Origin of the sequence: Agrobacterium sp. SORGH_AS_0745, from assembly GCF_030818995.1 — a bacterium.
Lineage (GTDB): Bacteria > Pseudomonadota > Alphaproteobacteria > Rhizobiales > Rhizobiaceae > Agrobacterium > Agrobacterium tumefaciens.
This window is the reverse complement of record NZ_JAUTBI010000003.1, coordinates 1806970-1830981: the sequence shown is the minus strand read 5'-3', so window position 1 is coordinate 1830981 and position 24012 is coordinate 1806970. Positions and strand designations below refer to the sequence as shown.

Annotated in this window: 21 protein-coding genes, 1 pseudogene and 1 other annotated feature; of the genes and pseudogenes, 7 read left to right on the top strand and 15 right to left on the bottom strand. The window is 58.9% G+C overall.

Annotated elements, in window-relative coordinates; all coding sequences use genetic code 11:
• Positions 1-183: 183 nt before the first annotated feature.
• From QE432_RS18655 to QE432_RS18605, 11 genes are all read right to left on the bottom strand, one after another.
• Positions 184-1407: an MFS transporter gene (locus QE432_RS18655; protein WP_306625267.1), complete on the bottom strand. Its 1224-nt coding sequence runs from the start codon at positions 1405-1407 to the stop codon at positions 184-186.
• A gap of 21 nt (positions 1408-1428) precedes the next feature.
• A complete protein-coding gene (gene nusB, locus QE432_RS18650) occupies positions 1429-1926 on the bottom strand; it encodes a transcription antitermination factor NusB (protein ID WP_013635887.1) in 498 nt (165 codons plus the stop codon).
• 4 nt (positions 1927-1930) lie between these two features.
• Positions 1931-2377 carry a 6,7-dimethyl-8-ribityllumazine synthase gene (gene ribH, locus QE432_RS18645; protein WP_025593086.1) on the bottom strand — a complete coding sequence of 149 codons (447 nt, stop codon included), beginning with the start codon at positions 2375-2377 and terminating at the stop codon, positions 1931-1933.
• A 164-nt stretch (positions 2378-2541) separates the two neighbouring features.
• Positions 2542-3174 carry a LysE family translocator gene (locus QE432_RS18640; protein WP_306625264.1) on the bottom strand — a complete coding sequence of 211 codons (633 nt, stop codon included), beginning with the start codon at positions 3172-3174 and terminating at the stop codon, positions 2542-2544.
• A 262-nt stretch (positions 3175-3436) separates the two neighbouring features.
• On the bottom strand, positions 3437-4048 hold the full coding sequence (locus QE432_RS18635) for a riboflavin synthase (RefSeq protein WP_003512512.1): 612 nt from the start codon (positions 4046-4048) through the stop codon (positions 3437-3439).
• The gene (ribD, locus tag QE432_RS18630; protein ID WP_306625261.1) at positions 4048-5298 is read right to left on the bottom strand and encodes a bifunctional diaminohydroxyphosphoribosylaminopyrimidine deaminase/5-amino-6-(5-phosphoribosylamino)uracil reductase RibD; all 1251 of its coding nucleotides are present in this window, start codon (positions 5296-5298) and stop codon (positions 4048-4050) included. Before ribD ends, QE432_RS18635 begins: the two co-directional genes overlap by 1 nt.
• Before the next feature lie 2 nt (positions 5299-5300).
• Positions 5301-5780, bottom strand: a complete 480-nt coding sequence (gene nrdR / locus QE432_RS18625) for a transcriptional regulator NrdR (RefSeq protein WP_003512508.1) — start codon at positions 5778-5780, stop codon at positions 5301-5303.
• Between the two features lie 12 nt (positions 5781-5792).
• A complete protein-coding gene (gene glyA, locus QE432_RS18620; RefSeq protein ID WP_003512506.1) occupies positions 5793-7082 on the bottom strand; it encodes a serine hydroxymethyltransferase in 1290 nt (429 codons plus the stop codon).
• A gap of 211 nt (positions 7083-7293) precedes the next feature.
• Positions 7294-8625 carry a L,D-transpeptidase family protein gene (locus QE432_RS18615; protein WP_003512501.1) on the bottom strand — a complete coding sequence of 444 codons (1332 nt, stop codon included), beginning with the start codon at positions 8623-8625 and terminating at the stop codon, positions 7294-7296.
• A 375-nt stretch (positions 8626-9000) separates the two neighbouring features.
• Positions 9001-9510, bottom strand: a complete 510-nt coding sequence (ldtR, locus tag QE432_RS18610; protein ID WP_025593036.1) for a transcriptional regulator LdtR — start codon at positions 9508-9510, stop codon at positions 9001-9003.
• 234 nt (positions 9511-9744) lie between these two features.
• Positions 9745-10182, bottom strand: coding sequence for a DUF6163 family protein (locus QE432_RS18605; protein ID WP_306625256.1), 438 nt, complete (start codon positions 10180-10182; stop codon positions 9745-9747).
• A gap of 181 nt (positions 10183-10363) precedes the next feature.
• Between QE432_RS18605 and hemB the strand changes: the two genes are divergently transcribed.
• From hemB to QE432_RS18580, 5 genes are all read left to right on the top strand, one after another.
• Complete coding sequence (gene hemB, locus QE432_RS18600) at positions 10364-11377, top strand: porphobilinogen synthase (RefSeq protein ID WP_003512495.1); 1014 nt, start codon at positions 10364-10366, stop codon at positions 11375-11377.
• A 115-nt stretch (positions 11378-11492) separates the two neighbouring features.
• Entirely contained in the window at positions 11493-11951 is a 459-nt protein-coding gene (locus tag QE432_RS18595; protein WP_038490628.1) for an RDD family protein, read from the top strand.
• Positions 11952-12127: 176 nt separating this feature from the next.
• Complete coding sequence (locus QE432_RS18590) at positions 12128-12895, top strand: arginyltransferase (protein ID WP_038492769.1); 768 nt, start codon at positions 12128-12130, stop codon at positions 12893-12895.
• Between the two features lie 72 nt (positions 12896-12967).
• Entirely contained in the window at positions 12968-13189 is a 222-nt protein-coding gene (locus QE432_RS18585; protein ID WP_038490623.1) for an AbrB/MazE/SpoVT family DNA-binding domain-containing protein, read from the top strand.
• Positions 13186-13575 (top strand): type II toxin-antitoxin system death-on-curing family toxin, encoded by a 390-nt coding sequence (locus QE432_RS18580; protein ID WP_065688205.1) that lies wholly within the window; start codon positions 13186-13188, stop codon positions 13573-13575. Before QE432_RS18585 ends, QE432_RS18580 begins: the two co-directional genes overlap by 4 nt.
• A gap of 64 nt (positions 13576-13639) precedes the next feature.
• Here the strand turns inward: QE432_RS18580 and parC are convergent, their stop codons facing one another.
• Positions 13640-15892, bottom strand: coding sequence for a DNA topoisomerase IV subunit A (parC, locus tag QE432_RS18575; protein WP_013635880.1), 2253 nt, complete (start codon positions 15890-15892; stop codon positions 13640-13642).
• A 230-nt stretch (positions 15893-16122) separates the two neighbouring features.
• On the opposite strand from parC, the pseudogene QE432_RS18570 reads away from it, so the two are divergent.
• Positions 16123-17314: pseudogene (locus QE432_RS18570) on the top strand (hypothetical protein).
• Between the two features lie 43 nt (positions 17315-17357).
• Here QE432_RS18570 and QE432_RS18565 read toward each other — a convergent pair.
• The 3 genes from QE432_RS18565 to aspS form a co-directional block, all read right to left on the bottom strand.
• The gene (locus QE432_RS18565) at positions 17358-18839 is read right to left on the bottom strand and encodes a SulP family inorganic anion transporter (protein WP_306625250.1); all 1482 of its coding nucleotides are present in this window, start codon (positions 18837-18839) and stop codon (positions 17358-17360) included.
• Between the two features lie 74 nt (positions 18840-18913).
• Positions 18914-18969: a sequence feature (sul1 is cis-regulatory element that is thought to sense ions involved in sulfur or methionine metabolism; They are found in Alphaproteobacteria), on the bottom strand.
• A gap of 78 nt (positions 18970-19047) precedes the next feature.
• Complete coding sequence (gene creD, locus QE432_RS18560; protein ID WP_306625248.1) at positions 19048-20502, bottom strand: cell envelope integrity protein CreD; 1455 nt, start codon at positions 20500-20502, stop codon at positions 19048-19050.
• A 256-nt stretch (positions 20503-20758) separates the two neighbouring features.
• Positions 20759-22546 carry an aspartate--tRNA ligase gene (gene aspS, locus QE432_RS18555; RefSeq protein WP_003512477.1) on the bottom strand — a complete coding sequence of 596 codons (1788 nt, stop codon included), beginning with the start codon at positions 22544-22546 and terminating at the stop codon, positions 20759-20761.
• A gap of 180 nt (positions 22547-22726) precedes the next feature.
• Here aspS and QE432_RS18550 point away from each other — a divergent pair, with 180 nt between their 5' ends.
• The gene (locus QE432_RS18550) at positions 22727-23998 is read left to right on the top strand and encodes an MFS transporter (RefSeq protein ID WP_003512472.1); all 1272 of its coding nucleotides are present in this window, start codon (positions 22727-22729) and stop codon (positions 23996-23998) included.
• The last annotated feature ends 14 nt before the right edge of the window (positions 23999-24012 follow it).

Here is a 24012-nt window from a genome sequence, read left to right as displayed (position 1 = left end):
TCCCCGGCGTGGCGAACCATGTGCAAGGACAGGGGCGATCAAATGCGCGGCCCGTCCTGTCGTGGCCATTCTTCCCCTCCCAAGGAAAAATGACCTGCGCGGCAAGATTGCGTTGGCGAAAGGCGTGGCGTCAAGCCCACAAATTTGCCTGAAACATGAAAGGGGTAGAGATCGAAGGCGATCTTACGCGGCGTTTCTGCGCGGGGTCAGCAACAGCGACGCCACCAGCACGAGGCATAGGCCCGCAACCGGCCAGATGACGAGGTTCATGACCGACCAGCCCCAGGCCGTAAACACCTTGCCGGAAGAGAAGGACGACAGCGCTACCGTGCCAAACAGCACGATATCGTGAAAGCCCTGTACCTTGTCTGCCTCATGCGGGCGGTAGCTCGAGGTAACGATGGCAGTGGCGCCGATGAAGCCGAAGTTCCAGCCGAGACCGAGGAGAATGAGCGCCGCCCAGAAATTCCACAATTCGATGCCCATATGGGCGACGACGGCGCAGGCCATCAGCACGACGAGACCGGCTGCAACGATTTTTTCCGCGCCGAATCGCGCAATCAACATACCGGTGAAGAAACTTGGGCCGAACATGGCGAGAACGTGCCACTGGATGCCGAGCGTCGCAAGTTCGGTGGGAAACCCGCAGCCGACCACCATGGCGAGCGGCGCGCCGGTCATCATGAAGGTCATCAACGCATAGGAACCGATGCCGCAGACCATGCCGGTAACAAACCGGTGCGTGCGCACGATTTCCGACAAAGGCCGTGCCGCCTGCGCGTGGATAGAGGCGGCCTTCGGGTCCGGCAATTTCAGGAATGCCAGAATGGCAATCGCGATGATGCCGAGCGGCACCAGCGCGATGAAAGCACCGGCGAAGGTGACCGGTGCGAAGACATCCTTGCCGAAAATGGCAAGCTGCGGCCCGATGATCGCCGAGACGACGCCACCCGCCAATATCCAGGAAATGGCTTTCGGCTTGTAGAAAGAGGGGGATGCGTCGGCAGCAGCGAAGCGGATTTTCTGCGTGAAACCGCCGGAAATGCCGATCAGCAGCAGGCCGATCGCAAATAGCCAGAAGTCGGAGCGGAAGAGTGCCACGGCAGCAATGCCGCCGCCGATGGAGCACATCAGCGCGCCGACCATGAAGCCCGCCTTGCGGCCGAGAAAACGCGATGCTGCGGCAACGCAGATGGCGCCCAGCGCCACGCCGATGTTGAAACCGGTAAGCGGCGCCGTTGCCAGCGACTTGTCAGCCCCGAGCAACTGGTAACCGGCAAGCGCGCCAACCGAGAAGCTCATAGGTGCTGCCGAGCCCATGATCGCCTGTGCGGCGGTCAGGAGGAAGACGTTGCGCTTCGCCTCGTCCAGTTGAACTTCAAGTCCGGGGACGGAAACGGCGCTCATATCTTCCTCACCTAACGTATTTTAGCGTTTTGCCTCGCCGCGTACCTGCTTGGCAATGCGGTCCAGAACCGCGTTCACCAGCTTCGGCTCGTCATGCTCGAAGAAAGCACGGGCGATTTCGACATATTCCGTGACGATGACGGCAACCGGAACGTCCTTGCGCTCCAGAATCTCGAAAGCGCCGGCACGCAAGATAGCGCGAACGGTGGCATCAAGACGCGACAGCGGCCAGTCTTCCAGAAGTGCGGAGCGCACCAGTGGGTCGATCTTCGTCTGATCGCGGACGACGCCGGACACGATGGACCGGAACCAGGAAGGATCGGCCTTCAGATAGGTATCGCCATCGACTTCCTGACCGAGACGATGTGCCTCGTATTCCGCCACGACTTCCATCACGCCGGTGCCGCCGACATCCATCTGATAAAGTGCCTGCACGGCCGCGAGGCGCGCAGCGCCACGCTGGTTGGCGGGCTTTACCGAAGGCTGGCGCGGTTCGCCGCCATTTTCAACATCCGACATGCGTTCAGCCACCCAGTTTTTTCTTGAGCTCGATCATCGTCAGCGCCGCGCGGGCCGCAAAACCGCCCTTATCCTTGTCAGAACGGCGAACACGTGCCCATGCCTGATCGTCGTTTTCGACGGTGAGGATGCCGTTGCCGATGGCCAGCGATTCGCTGACGGCGAGATCCATCAGGGCGCGGGAGGATTCGTTGGAAACGATGTCGAAGTGGTAGGTCTCGCCACGAATGACCATGCCGAGCGCTACGAAACCATCATATTCAGTGCCTTCGTTGTCGCCGCCATCCAGCGCCATGGCAATGGCAGCGGGGATTTCGAGCGCGCCGGGAACGGTGATGACGTCATAGGTTGCGCCAGCCTCATCCAGCGCGAACTTCGCGCCTTCGAGAAGAGCGTCTGCCATATCGTCGTAAAAGCGTGCTTCCACGATAAGAAGATGGGGTTTGGACATGGGATTTTCCTGAAAAGGTTCGGGCCGGATCATACCGGCTTTTGCGGCGGTCAAACCACGGCTGGCCGTTTTTGGCAAGTAATTTCATGTGTCAACCGCGCAAGAGGCCCCGTTTGCAAGACAATTGCGCAGGTTTTGGCCTTATCCGGCGCGGCTTACGAAAATCAGGTTTTCTGGAAAGCCAGATGCACGCCAAGCCCCATCAGCACCGTTCCCGCAGTGCGACGGGCAAGCACCTGCACCCTGCTGGAGCGCTTGAGCCGCCCGACCATCGCGCCCGCCAGAAGCATGCCAACCAGATCGGCGGAGGAAAAAATGAAATTGACGGCAATACCGAGGATCAGCAATTGCAGCCAGATCGGAAAGGCCGCCGCCGGATCAACGAATTGCGGCAGAAACGCCAGAAAGAACAGCGCCGTCTTCGGATTGAGCACATCGACGATGATGCTGTCGATGAAGGCGCGCCTTGCCGATTTCGGTTGGATGGTCAGATTGACGGCCTCACCTTCAAGCTTGCTGCGCAGCATCGAGAAGCCGAGCCAGATGAGATACAGCGCGCCACACAGCTTCACGGCCAGATAAAGCCACGGCACCGCCTGGAACAGCACCGAAAGCCCCGCCGCAGAGGCGACGATATGGAAATAGCAGCCGACATGGATGCCAAGCACCGCCATCAGCCCGGCAAACCGGCCGCGCGCCATTGTCTGCGCCGCCGCATAAAGCATGGCCGGGCCGGGAATATAGGCAAACAGGGCGGTGGTGATGAAAAAGGCTGTCAGCAGTTCGAAAGACGGCATGTCGTAATCCCCCTACCCCGTTTGGGCCTAAAGACGTCTTTATAGTGTTTGCGCGTCAATCGAAAGCGGAGTGCGGGACAACAACTGATCTGTCGCGATGGCGGAGGACTGTAAAGTCTATCCGGCATTCTGGCCTTGAGAGGTACTCCAGTCAACGCGCGTCTGCGCGGCGGCAAGAGTCTTTTCAGCCCAAGGATTTGGGCTGGCTGGATACCGGCTCAAGGCCGGGAGTGTATTTCAGCACAATAGATGCCGAACGGTGTTACGCCGAGGGGAACTCCGCAAGCCTTGCGGCATATCGCGCCATGGTGTCGACTTCGAAATTGACGAAATCACCCGGTTGGCGCTCACCCCATGTGGTGACGGTGAGCGTATGGCGGATCAGGAGCACGTCGAAATCCGTTCCGTCGACCGCATTAACGGTCAGAGAAGTGCCATCGAGTGCAATGGAACCCTTGGGCGCCACGAATTTCGCCAGATGGTCGGGCGCGCGCAGGCGGATACGGACCGCCTCACCTTCCGGCTCGACCGACAGAATCTCCGCCTTGCCATCGACATGGCCAGAAACGATGTGACCGCCAAGCTCGTCGCCAATCTTCAGGGCGCGCTCCAGATTGACATGCGTGCCCTTCTGCCAGCCCGCAATCGTCGTCAGGCGCAATGCCTCTTCCCAGGCTTCGACCTCGTACCAGCGCTCGTTGCTGCCGTCTTCGGGCAGTTTGGTCACCGTCAGGCAGACGCCGCCATGGGAGATCGATGCGCCCATATCGATGGTCTTGGGATCGTAATTGGTCGCCACCCGCAGACGAATGCCTTCCGCCAGAGCTTCCAGCTCGGACACGGTTCCAACATCGGTAACAATTCCGGTAAACATCAAAGCGGCCTTTCATAATCGAAGCAGCGATCCGGCCCGTAGGCGGTTTCGCTGACCAAAACATAATCGCCCGGAATATCGGCACGGCTGAGCGGCGTTTCAATCCCGCCTTCACCAACCACGACCGGGCTTTCAAACAGCATGATACGGTCCACGAGATCGGCTTCAAGGAACGATTTTGCGGCAAAAGCGCCGCCTTCGACCAGAAGTTCCGACATGCCGCGTTCAGCGAGAATGTGAAGGAGGTTCTCGAGGGTTGGTGCTTCAAGGATTTCGACGCCTGCGTCGGTCAGTTGTTGGCGGCGGTGGTCGGGGCTAACCCCCTCTGCCCTGCCGGGCACCTCCCCCTCACGAGGGGAGATCGATAGGGCGCTGCCTTGCCCGACATCGAAGGTTAACGAATGAGAGGTGGAGTCAAAATTTGAGCGAGCGGCCAGCCCCTTGCCGATCTCCCCCCTTGAGGGGGAGATGTCCGGCAGGGCAGAGGGGGGTAACGCCGCGACCGCAACGATCACCGGTACTTCGCGCGCCGTCTTCACCAGGTTCGACGTCAGCGGCAATTCAAAATGCCGATCCAGCACGATGCGCACCGGCGAGCGATCCTCGATACCGTCAATGCGAACCGTCAGTTCCGGATCATCCGCAATCGCAGTCCCGATCCCCACAAGGATGCAATCACAACGCGCCCGGAGTTCATGCACGGCGTGGCGAGCCTCGCGCCCGGTGATCGCCACCTGCCCCTCGCCTCTCCTGCCGATCATGCCATCAGCGGAAATCGCAAGCTTCAGAATCACATGCGGGCGTTTTTTCACCTGGCGTGTGAGGTAACCTGCAAGCGCTCTCTTGCCTTGTTCGCGCAGCAGGCCGGTTTCCACGACAATGCCCGCCTCCCGCAGGATGGAGTAACCACGACCGGAAACACGCTCGTCCGGGTCGTCAACCGCTACAACGACACGGGCCACGCCGTATTCGACCAGCGCATTGGCGCAGGGCGGCGTCTTGCCCCAGTGCGAGCAGGGTTCGAGGGTGACATAGGCTGTTGCGCCGCGCGCCGCTTCGCCGGCGATTTCCAGCGCCTGGCGTTCGGCATGAGGGCGGCCGCCAATGGCGGTCACCGCTTCGGCGATGATTTTTCCGTCCTTGACGAGAACGCAACCGACGGAGGGATTGGTCTCGGTTTGACCCTGATGACGCAGGGAAACCTCGATTGCCCGGGCCATGAATTTTTCGTCATCGGCGCGGCTCGTCACGTCTATGCTCCGGCGTCTGTATCTCGGGCGATCTTGGCGTTGATTTCGGCAATCACGTTCTCGAAATCCTCGGCATGACTGAAATCGCGATAGACCGAGGCGTAGCGTACGAAGGCCACGTCATCGAGGCTCTTCAGCGCTTCAAGCACCTGGAGGCCGATTTCTTCCGAGGGAATTTCCGTCTCGCCGGAACTTTCCAGACGGCGAGCGATGCCCGAGACGGCCCGCTCGATCCGGTCCCGGTCAACCGGGCGTTTGCGTAGCGCGATCTCAAAGGATCGCACCAGCTTTTCCCGGTCGAAGGGCAGCTTGCGGCCGCTTTTCTTGATGACCATCAGCTCGCGCAGTTGCACGCGCTCATAGGTTGTGAAGCGGCCGCCGCAATCGGGGCAGATGCGCCGCCGGCGGATGGAGGTGTTATCCTCCGCCGGACGCGAGTCCTTGACCTGTGTGTCTTCGGAACCGCAGAATGGGCAGCGCATCTCTTTACGTCCTTACATGTACGGATACATCGGGAAACGGTCAGTCAGGCCGACGACCTTTTCGCGCACCGCAGCTTCAACAGCAGCGTTGCCCTCATCCGAATTGGCGACCTTCAGACCATCGAGAACCTCGACGATCAGCTTGCCGATTTCGCGGAATTCCGCTTCCTTGAAACCGCGCGTCGTGCCAGCCGGCGTGCCGAGACGCACACCCGAGGTGACGAAGGGCTTTTCCGGATCGAAAGGAATGCCGTTCTTGTTGCAGGTGACGTAGGCGCGACCGAGAGCTGCTTCAGCACGCTTGCCGGTGGCGTTCTTCTTGCGAAGGTCAACCAGCATCAGGTGGTTGTCGGTGCCGCCGGAGACGACATCAAGACCACCTTCGATCAGCGTTTCGGCAAGCGCCTTGGCGTTCTTGACGACCTGTGCGGCGTAATCCTTGAATTCCGGCTGCAAAGCTTCACCGAAGGCAACTGCCTTTGCGGCGATGACGTGCATCAGCGGACCGCCCTGCAGGCCGGGGAAAACGGCGGAGTTGAACTTCTTGGCCAGATCCTCGTCATTGGTGAGGATCATGCCGCCACGCGGGCCGCGCAACGACTTGTGCGTCGTCGTGGTGGCAACGTGGCAATGCGGGAACGGCGACGGATGCTGGCCACCGGCAACGAGACCAGCGATGTGGGCCATATCGACCATCAGATAGGCGCCGACTTCATCGGCGATCTCTCGGAAGCGCTTCCAGTCCCAGATACGGGAATAGGCGGTGCCGCCAGCAAGGATAAGCTTCGGCCGGGTTTCCTTGGCTTTGCGCTCCACCTCGTCCATGTCGAGCAGGTTGTCGCCTTCGCGCACGCCGTAAGACACGACGTTGAACCACTTGCCGGACATGTTGACCGGCGAACCGTGCGTCAGATGGCCTCCGGAGTTCAGGTCGAGACCCATGAAGGTGTCGCCCGGCTGGAGCAGCGCGAGGAACACGGCCTGGTTCATCTGCGAACCGGAATTTGGCTGGACGTTGGCGAAGTTGACGCCGAACAGCTTCTTGGCGCGCTCGATGGCAAGCTCTTCAGCAATGTCTACGAACTGGCAGCCGCCGTAATAACGCTTGCCCGGATAACCTTCGGCATATTTGTTGGTCATGATCGAACCCTGCGCTTCAAGCACAGCGCGGGAAACGATGTTTTCCGAGGCGATCAGTTCGATCTCGTGGCGCTGGCGACCCAGTTCCTTCTCGATCGCGCCGAAAATATCCGGATCGACTTCGGCAAGCGGACGGGAGAAGAAAGCATCTGTGTTCGACATGGTGAAGGCTCCTGAAACAGTAATGCGATGGCGTCTTAGCGCCCTGCCCGAACAAGAGCAATACGGGCAGCGAGATTTGCCCGTCAAACTGCGACGTTGCGACAAAAAACGGCAGCTGTTTTTTCAAAACCAGCAGCGAAAATGAAAAAAAGCCGCACCCGACGGGGTGCGGCCTTTCACTTAAATATAAAAACCTGATGGCAGCGCCGGATCAGTTGCGCGGCAACAGGTCGTCGTCGACAGGTCCAGCCGGCTGTTCGATGCCGGTGGTGGTGTTGAGCGCCAGTTCGGCGTTGCCGTCCTTTTCATAGATGTCGTCGCGGAACTGCACCACGCCGTCCTTCGCCGACCATGCGGTGATGTAGACGAAATAGACAGGCACTTCCTGCGCCAGCTTGATCGGTGTGTTGACGCGGGTGGCGATGACGCGTTCCATTTCCTGACGCGACCAGCCGGGCGTGTCGCGCAGCAGCCAGCTTGTGAGGTCGCGCACGTTCTGTACGCGCACGCAGCCGGACGATTCGAACCGCATCAGCTTGTTGAACAGACCCTGCTGCGGCGTGTCGTGCATATATTCGTTGTTCGGATTGTGGAAGTTGATCTTCGTCGAGGACATGGCGTTGATCTTGCCGGGGTCCTGGCGGAACATCAGGTTCGGTGCCTTTGGCGCAAACCAGTCGACCGCCGTCGGCGAAACTTCCTGTCCCTTGCCGTCGATGAGGCGGATGTTGTTCCGCTCCAGATAGGTCGGGTCCTTCTGCATCAGCGGCACGATGTCCTTTTCGACGATCGAGCGCGGCGCTGTCCAGTAAGGGTTGAGGATGACTTCGTAAATCTTGGAATTGATGACGTGCGTCGGGCGGCTGGCGCGACCGACGACGGCGGTGTTGCGCAGGACGACGCGCTCATTCTCAACCGCCTCGATGGCAGCGGCCGGAATGTTCACCATCAGGTGACGCTGGCCGAGATCGCCGGACATGGACTGAATGCGCACGAGGTTGGTCTGCAACTGCGCCAGACGGATCTGGGCCGAAACATTGAGCGCCTTGGTCGTATATTCGCCGCTGACACCATCGGCGGGAAGGCCGTGGCGGGCCTGGAAGCGCTTCAACGCACCATCGACGTAAGAGTCGAAGGCGCTGGAAATGCCAGCTTCGCGCGGCAGGTCGCCGGAGACCATCAATCGCTGGCGAAGCGCCTGAACGGAAGGATCGGAAACGCCGATCTGGAGACGCTGCTGGGTGACGGGCACGTCCGGCCAGCCGCCATTCTGCACGATCTGCTGATATTGCATGATCGCCTGCTGCATGTAGACAGGCGCTTCCCGTCCGAGAACCGGGTTGTTGGAAACGACGCCAACGGCGGAACGCGACGAATTCGCGTCGAACTGGTCATCCCAGTTGCCGCGGCGCGACGAGCCCATGAGATCGTTGAGCGCATTCTGCGCCAGGGCCGGCGCGGCAAGCGCGGCAACACCAACGGAAACAGCCGAGCGCAGAAGCGCACGGCGCGATACGGATTCGGAAACGGATTTTTTTGTCATTCTACCTACCAGCCACTCTCTTCGGCATTCTCAACAATGCCTAAATCAATATGATTAACAAACACGTACAACGTGTCTGCCGGCCGGTAATGCTCAATACCCATGGTCTGGGCGCTATTGTCTGGCAGAACAGTCGGGACTTGCCACGACAGCAGGAGAAACCGCCGGCTCCTTCACCTTTGCGGGTCCCATATCAATATGGCCAATTCGTGTCACGGACCTTTTCTCACGAAGCTGTGTATGCCTGCAAAACAGGGCGAAAACGCACCTGAGAGAACGGGCTTGACACGCACAGGTGAACGGCGCCTCCAACACGAATCCGCAAACCGGAGGCAAACCGATGCCCCCGGCTCTAACAGTGAAACCGCCGCGGAATTAGAGACGATAAGCGATCGAGTCGTTCCAGAAGCGATCGAGGCGCTGCAGCAGCTTGTTCATTTCGGAGAATTCGCCGGTGCCGATGCCGCCGACCTTTTCGATCGAGCCGACGTGGCGCTCGTAGAGGTGAGCAACCGTTTCTGCGATTTCCTGGCCTTTTTCAGTCAGGCTGATGCGGACCGAGCGGCGGTCGACACGCGAGCGCTGGTGGTTGATGAGACCGAGGTCTACCAGCTTCTTGACGTTGTAGGAGACGTTCGATCCGAGGTAATAACCACGCGAACGAAGCTCGCCGGCCGTCAGTTCGGAATTGCCGATGTTGAACAGCAGGAGCGCCTGAACGGCGTTGACATCATCGCGACCCTGACGATCGAACTCGTCCTTGATGACATCGAGGAGGCGGCGGTGGAGACGTTCCACCAGGTGCAGCGACTCCATGTAGAGCGAACGGATGGTATCTTCATGTGCGTCGGCAACAACGGCCTGCGGCTTTGCTTTGCTATTGATCATGACTGCCTCACTGTTTTGTTTGGCGGTGTGTTTGTTTGTCTCCCGCCTTGAGTGAGAACCTAATCAATGCGCATAAAATTCTACTTAAAAGCTACGATTAACAAATGCTTACCTGCATTTTCCCAAGTGGGTCAAACTTGTGGCGAAGCGGGACTGGCTTATCACCATGCATTACAAATCAAAGACTTAGCAATAAAATTCGACCGAAAACCAGGCTGAATTGCTTTATTCTTATGGTAAATCAATTCTTGCGCGCTCTTCATTCTGGCGCTGATCGAGCCAAAAAGCGACCAGGAATAGTATATAAATGGTTGCCACGAGACCGTGCATGACGGGTACAAGCGTGTTGGCGCCGAAGATATATGGCCACACCTTATACATGGCGATCTGGGTGCCGGCACCCAAGACCCACATGACTGCCCCCCAGGAGGCGCCGAGCCAGAGACCGAGCGCCGTGACCGGGAAAATCACCGCAAGCGCACTACCCGCCACCCGCCATGGCAGGTTAAGCATATCGAACCGCCCATGCCCGCCGAGAGAATATCCCGTCAGCATCGCCCAATATTGCAGGCCGAACCAGAAACAGGTAACCGCGACCAGCCTCATGAAGACCAGAAAGAGGATTTCCGTCAGCGGACGTTTCGGCAGAGGTTGAGAATCAGGTTCCATGGCCGGAAGATACGGTTTCGACGGGCGGGCGACCAGCCCCTATTGAATTCGGCGGCTTGCCTTGTCAAAGCACCCTCGCCCACCGGGGAAGTCCAGGGGGAAACATTGTCGCATTCGCACGGCGCTTGCTTCGTGTTATGCAGCTTTCCTGACTTGGGTGGGATACGAAGGACATTCTTACATGCAGGACAAAACGCATCTGGTCGACGCGATCACCGGCCATCGCCGCATGCGCCGCAATCGCAAGGCCGACTGGACTCGCCGTCTGGTTCAGGAAAGCCGCCTGACCGTCGATGATCTCATCTGGCCGGTCTTCATCGTACCGGGCAGCAATATCCTCGATCCCATACCGGCGATGCCCGGCGTAAACCGCATGAGCGTCGACAAGCTGGTCGAAGCGGCGAAGGAAGCCGCCGATCTCGGCATTCCGGCGATTGCGACCTTCCCGAATATCGAGATGGACTTGCGCGACGAGACCGGCTCGAATGCGCTCGAGGCCAACAACCTCATTAATCAGGCGACCATCGCGGTCAAAAAAGCGGTTCCGAATATCGGCATGATCACCGATGTTGCGCTCGATCCCTTCACCAGCCATGGGCATGACGGCATTCTGCGCGGCGATGAAATCGTCAATGACGAGACCGTGGACCAGGTCGTTCGTGCTGCAATCCTTCAGGCCGATGCCGGTTCGGACATTATTTCTCCGTCCGAGATGATGGATGGCCGCATTGGCGCCATCCGCCGCGGCCTGGATGCGGCCGGGCACCAGAACGTCGGCATCATGGCCTATGCCACGAAATTCTCCTCCGGCTATTACGGTCCGTATCGCGAGGCCATTTCGACGGCCGGACTGCTGAAGGGGGACAAGAACAGCTATTACATCAGCCCCGCCAACGGCATGGAGGCAATCCGCGACGCAGCGCTCGACGTGGAAGAAGGTGCTGACATGCTGATGGTCAAACCCGGCTTGCCCTATCTCGACATCTGTTGGCGGCTGAAAGAGAATTTCGGGCTGCCCACATTCGCCTATCAGGTGTCCGGTGAATATACCCAGATCAAGGCAGCGGCCATGCATGGCTGGATCGACGGCGAGCGCGTGATGATGGAAACGCTTCTCTGTTTCAAGCGTGCGGGCTGCGATGGCATTCTGAGCTATTTCGCAGTGGAAGCCGCGCGCAAACTCGCGAAGGGCTGACAGCCGACGCTTATTGTATTCGGTCGTTTTCTTCCCATATTGTTTGCTGACACGGAATGCTGCCTGACGAAAAGCGCGTTTCGAGCTGTCATGTCTTCTCAGGAGAAAACGACCGATGAACCTCGACCAGAACCCTACCTATGTCGCACCGGACGACTGGCGCGCCTATAGCGGCGTCCTGAGCCGACGGGTCTTCGCGTTCCTGATCGATTACGCGATCGTTCTCCTGCTGTGCATTCCAGCCGCCGTGATCGTCTTCTTTCTCGGCGTGATTACGCTGGGTCTCGGCTTCTTCCTCTATCCGGCCTTGTTCGTGATCGTGGCGGTGCTTTATTTCGGCGTAACGCTCAGCGGCCCGTCGCAGGCCTCACCCGGCATGCGGGCGATGGGCATCGCGATGGCGCGCATGGACGGACGGCGAATCGATTTCCTTCTGGCTACCGTGCACATTGCGCTTTTCTGGATCATCAACTCGGTTTTGACGCCGCTTATCCTGCTTGCAGGCCTGTTTACGGAGCGCTCGCGCCTCGTTCACGACTTCCTGCTCGGCACCGTCATGGTCAGAACCTACTGATATAAGGGAAAGCCACGAAAACTTGGCTTCCATATCAGGCAAATAGCGCATGGTGCAGTTGACGTTTTCCGTCATTTTGCCATTCTGTGACATTATGCATGTCGCTTGAAGCGTCGCCGCACCCCGTGAAATCGCGGCGCGCTTTCACAACAGACGCAGGAGGCGATCACGGTTCGATGAACACGCAGGCGACGCCCTCTCCCCAATTCTATCTTACGGCACCGGCCACCTGCCCCTACTTGCCGAACCAGATGGAGCGGAAGGTTTTCACGCATCTGGTCGGCCCGCGTGCGTCGGAAATGAACGACCTTCTGACCCAGGGCGGCTTCAGGCGTTCACAGAACATCGCCTATCGCCCGGCGTGCGAAACCTGTCGAGCTTGCGTTTCCGTGCGCATCCTTGCCGAACAGTTCCAGCCGACGAAATCGATGCGGCGCGTTCTCTCCATCAACAAGGATGTCGTCGCCACCGTTCATGCCGCTGAGCCATCCACCGAACAGTTCTCACTGTTTCGCCGCTATCTCGACCATCGGCACCAGTCAGGCGGCATGTCCGACATGTCGGCGCTCGACTATGCGATCATGATCGAAGACACGCACGTCAACACCCGCATCATCGAATACCGTGTGCGAGAGCCCGGCTCCGGCATCGATTCCAGCAAACGAGGTGAACTTCTCGCCGTAGCGCTGAGCGATGTGATGAGCGACGGGCTGTCGATGGTCTATTCCTTCTTCAACCCCGATCTAGAAAAGCGCTCGCTCGGCACTTTCATGATCATGGATCACATCACCCGCACACGCGCGCTCGGCCTGCCGCACGTCTATCTCGGCTACTGGGTCGATGGTTCGGAAAAGATGGGCTACAAGACGCGCTACCACCCGCAGGAGCACCTGACACCTCGTGGGTGGGAGGTTTATGTGCCTGCGGTAGAGACAGCCGAGTAGATCCAATCCAACACCGGCATTGTCTCACCGTGATGACAATGTTATAACTCAGTTATAACAGGAGTTGGCGTCATGAACATCACAATCCGGAAAATCGGTAATTCCGAAGGCATTATCATCCCAAAAGAAGTCCTGGATCGCATGGGTCTCAAGACGGGTGATACCCTTGAACTAAGGGAAGTCTCCGGGAACATCGAACTCGTCCCTGAACAAGCGGATTTGAGCGAGCAGCTTGAAGCTGCCCGGCGCGGCATGAAGAAATATCATGTGGCGCTGAGAGAACTCGCAAAATGAAAAAAATTAAGTGGCTGTCCCGAACTTCCATTGAAATAATACATCGGGAACAACTTGTTGAACATGGCGGCCTGCAAGGTCTAAAAGACGAGAACGCACTTGAGGCAGCTTTGGCACGCCCCCTTCACAAAGCCGCCTACGGTGAGGAAGACGCTCTAAGGCTTGCATCCGCCTATCTTTACGGGATAGCCCGCAACCACCCATTTTCAGATGGAAACAAACGAACCGCGTTTCTAGCGGCCTACACCTTCTTGTTCATCAACGGCCATGAAATCCACGCCGAGCAAGCTGATGTCATCGCTTTTGTTCTCGACGTCGCTGCCGGCAACATTGATGAGGACGGCGTTTATCTTTTTCTACGCGACCACGTCGTCCCACTCGATTAAACGGAAGCGCCGCACGTCTTTCGATATGCGGCGCTTTTTCTGTTTCTATCGATAGAGGACGGATTTACCCGCCAAATTTCCCGCTACGCGGAAAGCCCTTCGGTACGGTGCGGCCAACGGTGGCGCGGTCTGCCAGCCATTCGCGCAATTCCTCACCGACCTTGGTGAAGAGGCGCCCGGCCGTGTCGGACCAGCTCAAGCCGTCTGCGAGCGCGAAACATTTAACATCAACGACGCCGCCGTCCTTGTAGCGTTGCAGGCGCACGCCCTTGCCGCGTGACATTTCCGGCACCTGCGATAGCGGGAAGGCAAGCAGCTTGCGGTTTTCGCCAACGACGGCGACATGGTCGCCCGTAACAGGTACGGCGAGCTTGGCTTCGTCAGGCATGGCGACATTCATGATCTGCTTGCCCTTGCGGGTGTTTGCGACCATTTCGCTTTCGGCCACGATGAAGCCGTTGCCGCCAGTCGAGACGAGCAGAAGCTTGCGCGACGGATCGTGAACGAAGGCCGTCAGGATGTCCTGATCGTTCTCCATATCGACCATGATGCGGATCGGCTCGCCGTGACCACGCCCGCCGGGCAGCTTGTCGGCGCCGAGCGTGTAGGCCTTGCCGCCGGTGGTCAGCAGAAGCAACTTGTCGGTCGTCTGCGCCGGGAAGGCGAGCTTCGGGCCATCGCCCTCCTTGAAGGTCAGAGCCGACGTATCGGACATATGCCCCTTCAGCGCCCTGATCCACCCCTTCTGCGAGATGACGATGGTGACCGGTTCCTTTTCGATCATCGCCTGCTGGATGGCCTCGATGTCGGCATCCGGCGCATCCGCAAACTGCGTGCGGCGACGGCCGATCTCGGTTGCCTTGGCATATTTCTTTTTGACCTCGCCGATTTCCCAGGCGACGGTCTGCCATTGCTTTTCATCGGAGGCGAGTAGACCCTCGATTTCAGCCTTCTCGCTGCTGAGTTCGTCGAACTCCTTGCGGATTTCGAATTCCTCGAGCTTGCGCAGATTGCGCAGACGCATGTTGAGGATGGCTTCGGCCTGATTATCGGTGAGCGACCACTTGGCCATCATCACCTGTTTCGGCTCGTCCTCCTCGCGGATGATACGGATCACCTCATCGAGATTGAGATAGGCGACCAGCAGGCCGCCCAAAATCTCGAGCCTGCGATCGATGGCCGCAAGACGATGGCGGGAACGGCGGACCAGCACGTCCTTGCGGTGTGCCAGCCATTCGCTCAGCACCTCGTTCAGCGCCATGACCTTCGGCACCCTGCCAAGCGACAGTACGTTCATGTTGAGCGGCAGGCGGCTTTCAAGGTCGGACAGACGGAACAGCGATTCCATCAGCAGCGTCGCGTCGACGGTGCGGTTTTTCGGAACCAGCACGATACGCACGTCTTCGGCCGATTCGTCGCGGACATCCTCAAGCAGCGGCAGTTTTCGGGCGAGCAGCAGCTCGGCGATCTTTTCGATCAGCCGCGATTTCTGCACCTGGAACGGGATTTCGGTGATGACGATCTGATAGCCGCCACGTCCGAGGTCTTCCGTTTCCCATTTGGCGCGCACGCGGAAACCACCGCGCCCGGTCTTATAGGCTTCGAGAATATTCTCGCGGCTTTCGATGATCACCCCGCCGGTCGGCAGGTCGGGGCCAGGAATGAATTCCACCAGCTTTTCAACCGTCGCATCCGGATGCTTGATGAGATGCAGAGCTGCGTCGCACAGTTCATGGGCGTTGTGCGGCGGGATGGACGTCGCCATGCCGACGGCAATGCCGGAGGCGCCGTTGGCAAGCAGATTGGGGAACGCGCCCGGGAGGACGACCGGCTCCTCATCTTCCTCATTATAAGTAGCGCGGAAGTCAACCGCGTCCTCGCCGATGCCTTCGAGCAGCAGCGCTGCTACATCGGTCATGCGTGCTTCGGTATAACGATAGGCGGCGGCGCCGTCGCCATCGATATTGCCGAAATTGCCCTGCCCGTCCACGATCGGATAACGCTGCGAGAAATCCTGCGCGAGACGGACCAGCGCATCGTAGACCGACTGGTCGCCATGCGGATGGAACTTACCGATAACGTCACCGACGATACGGGCGCATTTCTTGAAAGCCGAGTTGGGGCGGATGCCCATTTCGCTCATGGCGTGGATGATGCGGCGGTGAACCGGCTTCAGTCCATCGCGCACATCCGGCAGCGCACGATGCATGATCGTGGACAAGGCGTAAGCGAGGTAGCGCTCTTCAAGCGCCGCCTTCAAATCGACCGGATGAATGTTATCGTCTCCGCCTGACGGAGGTACAAGATTTTTTCCCATGGTGCTTGACTAGCGGAAATGCCGATTCCCGGCAAGGAATTCGGGGGGCTCGGCTGTGGACGAAACGATGCCTTTTGTGAGGATTTTTATTAACTGCGTTGCGAATGCCGCAATGCCGCCGTCATACGAATCGATCTAAATCCTGTAGACCTTTGAATAATCGCGAATATAAATGTCACCATTCACATTTAGAACACGGTGCACATCCGCACATTGAGGGAAGAAACACTATGAGACTGAAATCCACCCGGCAGATTCTTTTCGCAAGTGCCGCGCTTCTCGCGCTTTCCGCACCGGCATTCGCACTGGATGGCAACGACGTTCTGAAAAAGATCAACGCCGCCTACGCCGCGCAGGGCGGTGAAATCGCCGCCGGATCCGTCGCCGTCAACGGCGACACGGTGACGCTGAACGGCGTGACCTTCAATGCGGCTGCCGATCCGGCCAAAAAAATTCCGGTCGGCAACGTCACCCTTGAAGGCGTCGAGGAAAACAACGGCGGCTACAAGATCAAGAACGCGCGTTTCGACAATGTCGATTACAAGCAGGAAAACGTGGAGATCAAGGCCAACGACATCTACATGTCAGGTCTCACCATCCCTGCCGATGCGACGACGGGCACGATTGATGCGCTGATGTTCTACGACGAGGCGCATAGCGGTCCGATTTCCGTCTCCATCGACGGCAAGCAGGCTTTCTCGCTCGAGGAAAGCAGCGCAACGATGTCCGTCAGCGACGACAAGGCCTCGATCGGCTTCGATCTCGACGCATCCGGCTTCAAAGCCGATCTCAGCGAAGTCAACGATCCGGCCACGAAGGACGCAATTGAAAAGCTCAATCTGCAGGCCCTTTCCGGCAACATGACCATGAGCGGAAGCTGGGAAGTTGCCTCCGGCACCGTAGACGTCGAGGAATATGCCATCGACCTCGACAAGGTCGGCCGTCTCAACATGTCGTTCGGTTTCTCCGGTTACACACTCGCCTTCATCAAATCGATGCAGGAGACGGTGAAGGCGCAGGCTGCAAATCCGAACAAGGAACAGGCGGAACAGGCAGCGGGCCTTGCCATGCTCGGCCTGATGCAGCAGCTTTCCTTCGTTAATGCCGAAATCAGCTTCGAAGATGCCAGGCATCACCAAGCGCGCCATCGACTACGCTGCAAGCCAGCAGGGTATGACCAGCGATCAGCTTTCCCAGACAATCAAGGGCATGGCGCCCATCATGATGGCTTCGCTCAACGTTCCGGAATTGCAGAACATGGTGTCGGCTGCGATCAACGCCTATATCGACAATCCGAAGAGCTTCTCCATCTCGGCCGAACCGGAAAAGCCGGTTCCCTTCCCGATGATCATGGGCGCCGCCATGGGTGCACCGAACACCCTGCCGACAATGCTCGGCGTCACGGTGACGGCAAACGAATAGCACAACAAAAAGCCCCGGTTCCGCCGGGGCTTTTTACTTCTGGTCAGTGGAGTGGGGCTGTCGCTCCATCCTGCTTGTCGTGCAGGGCGAAACGGTCGATCATATGGGCGCTAGCTTCGTTGACGCCGATCACCTCGACCGTCTTGCCGGTCTTGCGGAATTTCAGCACGACCTTGTCCAGCGCACCGACAGCCGAAATGTCCCACAGATGCGCCTGTGTGACGTCGATGGTGATCGTTCCCACGTCTTCGGCAAAATCGAAGGCGGCAATGAAGCTTTCCGTCGAGGCGAAGAAAATCTGCCCATCGACGCGATAGATGCGATGCCGTCCATCCGCGACAAGCTCTGGACGAACGTGGAAGAGTTTTGAAACCTTCCCCGCGAAAAACACGCCGGAGAGAAGCACGCCGGCGAGCACGCCTTTTGCGAGATCATGGGTCGCCAGCACGGTCCCGACCGTTACCAGCATGACGATGCTGGAAGACGGTGGATTGCGGCTGAGATCGAGAATCGAACGCCACGAGAAGGTGCCGATCGAAACCATGATCATGACAGCCACAAGAGCGGCCATTGGAATGATGCGGACAAGATCATCCAGCACCAGAATGAGGAACAGCAGGAAGGCGCCCGCCACAAAAGTGGAGAGCCTGCCCCTGCCGCCGGATCTGACGTTGATGACCGACTGGCCGATCATGGCGCAGCCGCCCATCCCGCCGATCAGCGCGGAGGCGATGTTGCCTGTCCCCTGCCCGATGCATTCCCGGCTCTTGTTGCTGCCGGTATCTGTCATTTCGTCAACGATCTGTGCCGTCAGCAGGGATTCCAGGAGACCGACGGCAGCCAGCGCTGCGGAATACGGAAAGATGATCTGCAGCGTTTCGAAAGTCAGCGGCACCTGTGGCAGGGCGAAGACCGGCAGTGTCGAGGGCAGCTCACCGAGATTGCCGACGGTGCGGATATCCATGCCGAAAAACACCGCCACGCAGGTCAAAACGACGATGGCGACCAGCGGCGACGGGATGATTTTAGTGACCAGCGGGAAGAGATAGATGATCGCAAGACCAGCCGCGATCATGACGTATGTTGCGATAGGCACGCCTATCAGCTCGGGCAATTGCGCCATGAAGATCAGGATCGCCAGTGCATTGACGAAGCCGGTCATGACCGAGCGAGAGACGAAGCGCATCACCCGCCCGAGCCTTGCAAAGCCCGCAGCGATCTGCAGCACACCCATGAGGATGGTCGCAGCAAAGAGATATTGCAGGCCGTGTTCCTTCACCAGCGTCACCATCAGGACGGCTGTGGCGGCGGTTGCCGCGGAAATCATGCCCGGACGGCCACCGGTGAAGGCGCAGACGCAGGCAATGGCGAAAGAAGCAAACAACCCCACCTTCGGATCGACGCCGGCGATGACGGAAAAGCCGATTGCTTCGGGAATGAGCGCGAGTGCGACGACGATGCCGGAAAGCACATCGCCGCGAATATTGGAAAACCACTCACGTCTGTAAGTCTGAAATCTGTTCATTTGATTTTTTCGCAAAGTATGACGCACCGGCCGGAAACATGTCCGGTAGATTGAAAAAGAATGTCGGTGCTTTGCGTTGTCTGGCGGATCGGCGGCCAGAAGAGCCACCCGGAATTTCACCGGGTCCGTGGTGAATGCTCCACCTATAGACGGCAAAAAAGCGGGCAGCAAGTTGCATGCCCGCGCCTTTCGATGCTGGCGATGCGCCTTACGAGGCTTCGCTGCGACCAATATTGGTGTTGTGCTGGGTTGGGCCGGTTCCCGACCAGTCGACCCTGCGGGTTGCGAACATGGTGGCAGCAATGGCGATGAAAGATATCAACGCGCCGGCCAGCAGCGCATATTCATCCTCATTCAGAACTAGATACATGACCCCATAAGCCACCGCCAGAACCGTAAACAGGGCTACCCCGTTCTTGCGGCTACGGGTTGCGCTTCCGAGATAGGAGGAGATCAGGAGCGCTGTCAGAAGCGACGCCGCAGCATAGGCGATGGTGAAGCCCGTATGTTCCGCAAGTGCGAGCAGCAGCACGTAGAAAACGATCAGCGCCAGCCCCGTCAGCACGTACTGGATCCAGTGCACGCTGCTGCCGCCCCTCAGTTCGACGATGAAGACGGCCAGGAACACCAGAGAGATGAAGCCTATCGAATATTTGAGTGTCCGGGCGATGATCTGGTAGAATTTCACGGGCTCGACGAGGTTGATCCTCATCAGGCTGTCGGTCAGCGGCAGGCGCGAACTCTCGACCACGCGGTCTATGCCCCTTGCGAGATAGGGGATTGTCCAGTTGGCCGTGAAATCCGAGGCTGTGACGGTCTTTTCCTCTGGCAGGAATAGGCCTTCAAAGCCGGGATGCGGCCAGTTGGCCTTGGCCGCCAAACTGGTGGTCTGGCCGGCGGGCGCGACGGCAAAGCTGCCGGAACCATTCAGGGAGAAGGCTATATCGAAATCGAAGCCTTTCTCGACAAGGCCTCTTTCGATCGATCTGTGCACGCCGGCATCGGACCTGATGGACATGTCCTGCGCACCCGTGCGGGGCGCTATGACAGAGATATCACGCATGCCGGGATCGAACGGCAATACGGAACCGCCATCGATCCTGACACCGGCGCTCGAGCGAATGCCGGCCATATCCTGTATGCTGAGAACGAGAATGGCGCTGTCGAGGCGGGGCGTGCCGGAGAAGCGGGCGAGATCCTGAAGGATGCCGGCACCGAACCGGCCTTTGAGGACAAGGTCGCCATTATAGACCGGCAGGCTGTAGATCGACAGCCGCTTCTCCTCGGTCTTCAGATCGGCCGTGACATCAAGCGTTTCCGGCATGACCAGCGCCCATTCGGTCGTGCGATCGACGATGCTCTGGCCGTTCACCTCGCGGCGTCTTTCCACGTCGAAAGGCACGGCGAGATAAGGGCCGTTCACCACCTGATCGCCACCCCAGCCGCTGGCGATACGGCCCGAAACATCCTCGGCCCGCGAGGCGCGCTCTTCCGTCAGCGCCCAGACGAGAAGCAGCGGTACGAGCAGAACCATCGATATGAAACCGATCATCAGAAACTTGGCGCCCGGTGAGCGCAGGCTGACGGCGAAGCCGTTGCGAGGCGGGGCTGGCGGCATCTGCCCACCGGCCGGGGCGAGGTCTTTTTCCGATACATGTGCCATTCTGAAATCCTTATAAATATGATCGCGCCGCAACCCCAAGCGAAGTTCGGCCGGCGCTGTCCCAAGTTTAAAATCCCCGATAGTCTTTGCGTCCCCAAAATGAGCGCAAAACTATACTGGGATCGGATTCCGGCTGATTACGTTCGGAATTCCGTTAAACTCGCGGTAAAATTGTGACTTTCCCACGTTCGTTGCAGAAACAGAAAGGGCCGGCGTCGCCGCCAGCCCTTTTGTTCAAAACCCGTGGCGGTTGAGATCAGTCCTTCTTGGACGGAACCACGCGCAGCGCCAGCTCGCGAAGCTGGGTCGGCGTTGCCGGGGACGGCGCGTTCATCAGCAGGTCCTGTGCCTGCTGGTTCATCGGGAACAGCGTGATTTCGCGCAGGTTCTTCGCACCAACCAGAAGCATGACCACGCGGTCGATACCGAAGGCGCAACCGCCATGCGGAGGCGCACCGTACTGGAAGGCGCGGTAGAGACCGCCGAAGCGCTCTTCCACGTCGCTCTGCGACAGGCCGACCTTTTCAAAAGCCTTGACCATCAGCTCGGGCGACTGGTTACGGATAGAGCCGGAGGCGATTTCGAAGCCGTTGCAGACCGCGTCATACTGGAAAGCCTTGATGGAGAGCGGATCCTGTCCTTCCAGCGCTTCCATGCCACCCTGCGGCATGGAGAATGGGTTGTGGGCGAAATCGATCTTCTTTTCTTCGTCGTTGTATTCGAAGAAGGGGAAATCGACGATCCAGCACATTTCGAAACGGTCGCGGTCAATCAGGTTCAGCTCGTCGGCGGCACGGGTGCGCGCCTCGCCGGCAAACTTGTAGAACTTGGCGGGATCGCCCGCGACGAAGAAGCAGGCGTCGCCCGCCTCAAGGCCGAGCTGCTGGCGCAGCGCCTCAGTGCGTTCCTCGCCGATGTTCTTGGCAAGCGGACCGGAGCCGGCGACCTTGCCTTCTTCTTCCTTCCAGAAGATGTAGCCGAGGCCCGGCTGGCCCTGGCTCTGCGCCCAGGCGTTCATGCGATCGCAGAATGCACGCGACCCACCGGTCTTGGCCGGGATAGCCCAGACCTGCACCTTGGGGTTGGAGGCGATCATGTTGGCGAAAACCTTGAAGCCCGAGCCATCGAAATGTTCGGTCACGGCTTCCATGACAATCGGGTTGCGCAGGTCCGGCTTGTCGGAGCCGTATTTACGGATCGATTCGTCATAGGGAATGCGCGGCCATTCTTTCGTCACCGGCTTGCCTTCGGCAAACTGTTCGAAAACGGCCGTCATCATCGGCTCCATCGTGGTCCAGACGTCTTCCTGGGTCACGAAGCTCATTTCGACGTCGAGCTGGTAGAATTCGCCCGGCAGGCGGTCTGCACGCGGGTCTTCATCGCGGAAGCATGGAGCGATCTGGAAGTAGCGGTCGAAACCGGCCACCATCAGAAGCTGCTTGTACTGCTGCGGGGCCTGCGGCAGCGCGAAGAACTGGCCTTCGTGGATGCGCGAGGGAACGAGGAAGTCGCGCGCGCCTTCCGGCGAGGATGCGGTGAGGATCGGCGTCGTATATTCGGCAAAGCCCAGATCGCCCATTCCCTTGCGCATGGAGGAGATGATCTGCGTGCGCTTGACGATGTTCTTGTGCAGGGTTTCGCGGCGCAGGTCGAGAAAGCGATACTTCAGGCGAACATCTTCGGGATATTCAGGCTCACCGAAGACCGGCAGCGGCAGTTCCTTGGCAACGCCCAGAACCTCGATCTCCTGCGCATAAAGCTCGATCTCGCCAGTGGCCATGCCTTTGTTGATGGTGTCTTCGGACCGCGCCTTGACGAGACCGTCAATGCGGATCACCCATTCACCGCGCACCGTCTCGGCAACCTTGAAGGCCGGGCTATCGGGGTCGGCCACGACCTGGGTAATGCCGTAGTGGTCGCGAAGGTCGATAAAGAGAACGCCGCCATGATCTCGCACGCGATGAACCCAACCGGAAAGGCGAACGGTTTCGCCGACGTCGGACTTGCGGAGAGCGGCACAGGTGTGGCTGCGGTAACGATGCATTTTAATATCCTGGAGCGTGTCGTGGGCCAGATCGGCGGCACTGTCGAAATTTGCCGGAAAAGCGCATGACCAGCCCGATTTGTCAAGGCAAAGCACAACAATGTCGCGTTCAGCCTGTCCTTTCGCGCACCTTCGCTTTAGATAGTGCTTATTCAGCCCGCCAAACCGAGTCGGCCCGCAATGAGCCAGATCAGACCTCTTATCCCGCTTCTCGTCACCGCCGGCATTCTGATTGGCGGCAACGGTCTGCAGGGAACCTATATCGCGCTGCGGGGCCTGTCCGAAGGGTTTTCGGCCAGCACCATCGGCCTCATCAGCGCCGCCTACAGTATCGGATTCGCGCTCGGCTGCATTTCGGTGACGCGCCTTCTGCGCAAGATTGGCCATATCCGCACCTTCGCCACCATGGCGGCGGTCGCATCGGCCGCCTCGATCGCCATGCCGCTTGTCCTTCATCCCTTGTTCTGGATGTTGATGCGCTTCGTCATCGGTATTGCTGTCGCCTGCCTTTTCGCCGCGATCGAAAGCTGGATCAATGCGCAGGTGACGAATTCCAACCGTGCGCGCACGCTGTCCATCTATCGTTTCGTCGATCTCGGTTCCGTAACGCTCGCCCAATATATCATTCCCGTCGCCGGCATTGACGGGCCCGTGGTGTTTTCGCTGATCGCCATGGCGCTCACGCTGTCGCTGGTGCCGATCTCGATTGCCGACAAATCCAACCCCGCGCCGCCGAAACAGATCCCGTTCAATCTTTTCGCGGTGTGGCGCATCTCACCGCTTGCCGTCGTCGGCTGCGTGGCTGTCGGCCTCAGCATGGCGGCTTTTCGCAACATCGGGCCAATCTATGCCGAACAGATCGGCCTTTCCGTCACCGCCATCGCCACCTTCATGAGTGCGGGCATCATCGGCGGCGTGGTCTTGCAATATCCGCTCGGCGTCTATTCCGACCGTTACGACCGCCGCATCATCATTCTCGCTACCACGGCCTGCTCCGTGATTGTCGGTCTGTTTCTCGCCCTGTTCGCCGGCTCGGACGAATGGAGCAACATCATCGGCGTCTTCGTGTTCGGCGCCTTTGCCCTGCCGCTCTATTCACTGAGTTCCGCCCATGGCAACGACCATGCCAAAGAGGGCGAACATGCGATGGTGTCTGCCGGGCTGCTGTTCTTCTGGTCGGTGGGTGCAACCGTCGGGCCGCTGCTCGCCTCCGTCCTGATCGATCAGTTCGGTCCCAAAGCGCTGTTCAGCTACACGGCCGCGATCCAGATCGTTTTCATCGCCTACACCATATACCGGCTTAGGGTGCGCGAGGGAGTACCCGTTGAGGAGCGGAACTGGCGGTTCCGCCCGCTTTTGCGCACCTCGGCCTATTTTCAGAAGCTGGCCGCCCCTGCACCACCCAAAAACGACGGGCCGACGCCAAAACCACCTGAGAAAAACGATCCTTGAGCCTTCAAAAGCGG

Bases quoted from the DNA above. Each gene is read 5' to 3' on its own strand.
- ribH (WP_025593086.1), bottom strand. From the start codon at position 2,377: ATGTCCAAACCCCATCTTCTTATCGTGGAAGCACGCTTTTACGACGAT.
- nrdR (WP_003512508.1), bottom strand. From the start codon at position 5,780: ATGCGCTGCCCATTCTGCGGTTCCGAAGACACACAGGTCAAGGACTCG.
- aspS (WP_003512477.1), bottom strand. From the start codon at position 22,546: ATGCATCGTTACCGCAGCCACACCTGTGCCGCTCTCCGCAAGTCCGAC.
- parC (WP_013635880.1), bottom strand. From the start codon at position 15,892: ATGGGAAAAAATCTTGTACCTCCGTCAGGCGGAGACGATAACATTCAT.
- creD (WP_306625248.1), bottom strand. From the start codon at position 20,502: ATGGCACATGTATCGGAAAAAGACCTCGCCCCGGCCGGTGGGCAGATG.
- QE432_RS18565 (WP_306625250.1), bottom strand. From the start codon at position 18,839: ATGAACAGATTTCAGACTTACAGACGTGAGTGGTTTTCCAATATTCGC.
- QE432_RS18635 (WP_003512512.1), bottom strand. From the start codon at position 4,048: ATGTTTACCGGAATTGTTACCGATGTTGGAACCGTGTCCGAGCTGGAA.
- QE432_RS18595 (WP_038490628.1), top strand. From the start codon at position 11,493: ATGAACCTCGACCAGAACCCTACCTATGTCGCACCGGACGACTGGCGC.
- QE432_RS18655 (WP_306625267.1), bottom strand. From the start codon at position 1,407: ATGAGCGCCGTTTCCGTCCCCGGACTTGAAGTTCAACTGGACGAGGCG.
- QE432_RS18550 (WP_003512472.1), top strand. From the start codon at position 22,727: ATGAGCCAGATCAGACCTCTTATCCCGCTTCTCGTCACCGCCGGCATT.
- hemB (WP_003512495.1), top strand. From the start codon at position 10,364: ATGCAGGACAAAACGCATCTGGTCGACGCGATCACCGGCCATCGCCGC.
- nusB (WP_013635887.1), bottom strand. From the start codon at position 1,926: ATGTCGGATGTTGAAAATGGCGGCGAACCGCGCCAGCCTTCGGTAAAG.
- glyA (WP_003512506.1), bottom strand. From the start codon at position 7,082: ATGTCGAACACAGATGCTTTCTTCTCCCGTCCGCTTGCCGAAGTCGAT.
- QE432_RS18605 (WP_306625256.1), bottom strand. From the start codon at position 10,182: ATGGAACCTGATTCTCAACCTCTGCCGAAACGTCCGCTGACGGAAATC.
- QE432_RS18585 (WP_038490623.1), top strand. From the start codon at position 12,968: ATGAACATCACAATCCGGAAAATCGGTAATTCCGAAGGCATTATCATC.
- QE432_RS18640 (WP_306625264.1), bottom strand. From the start codon at position 3,174: ATGCCGTCTTTCGAACTGCTGACAGCCTTTTTCATCACCACCGCCCTG.
- QE432_RS18590 (WP_038492769.1), top strand. From the start codon at position 12,128: ATGAACACGCAGGCGACGCCCTCTCCCCAATTCTATCTTACGGCACCG.
- QE432_RS18615 (WP_003512501.1), bottom strand. From the start codon at position 8,625: ATGACAAAAAAATCCGTTTCCGAATCCGTATCGCGCCGTGCGCTTCTG.
- QE432_RS18580 (WP_065688205.1), top strand. From the start codon at position 13,186: ATGAAAAAAATTAAGTGGCTGTCCCGAACTTCCATTGAAATAATACAT.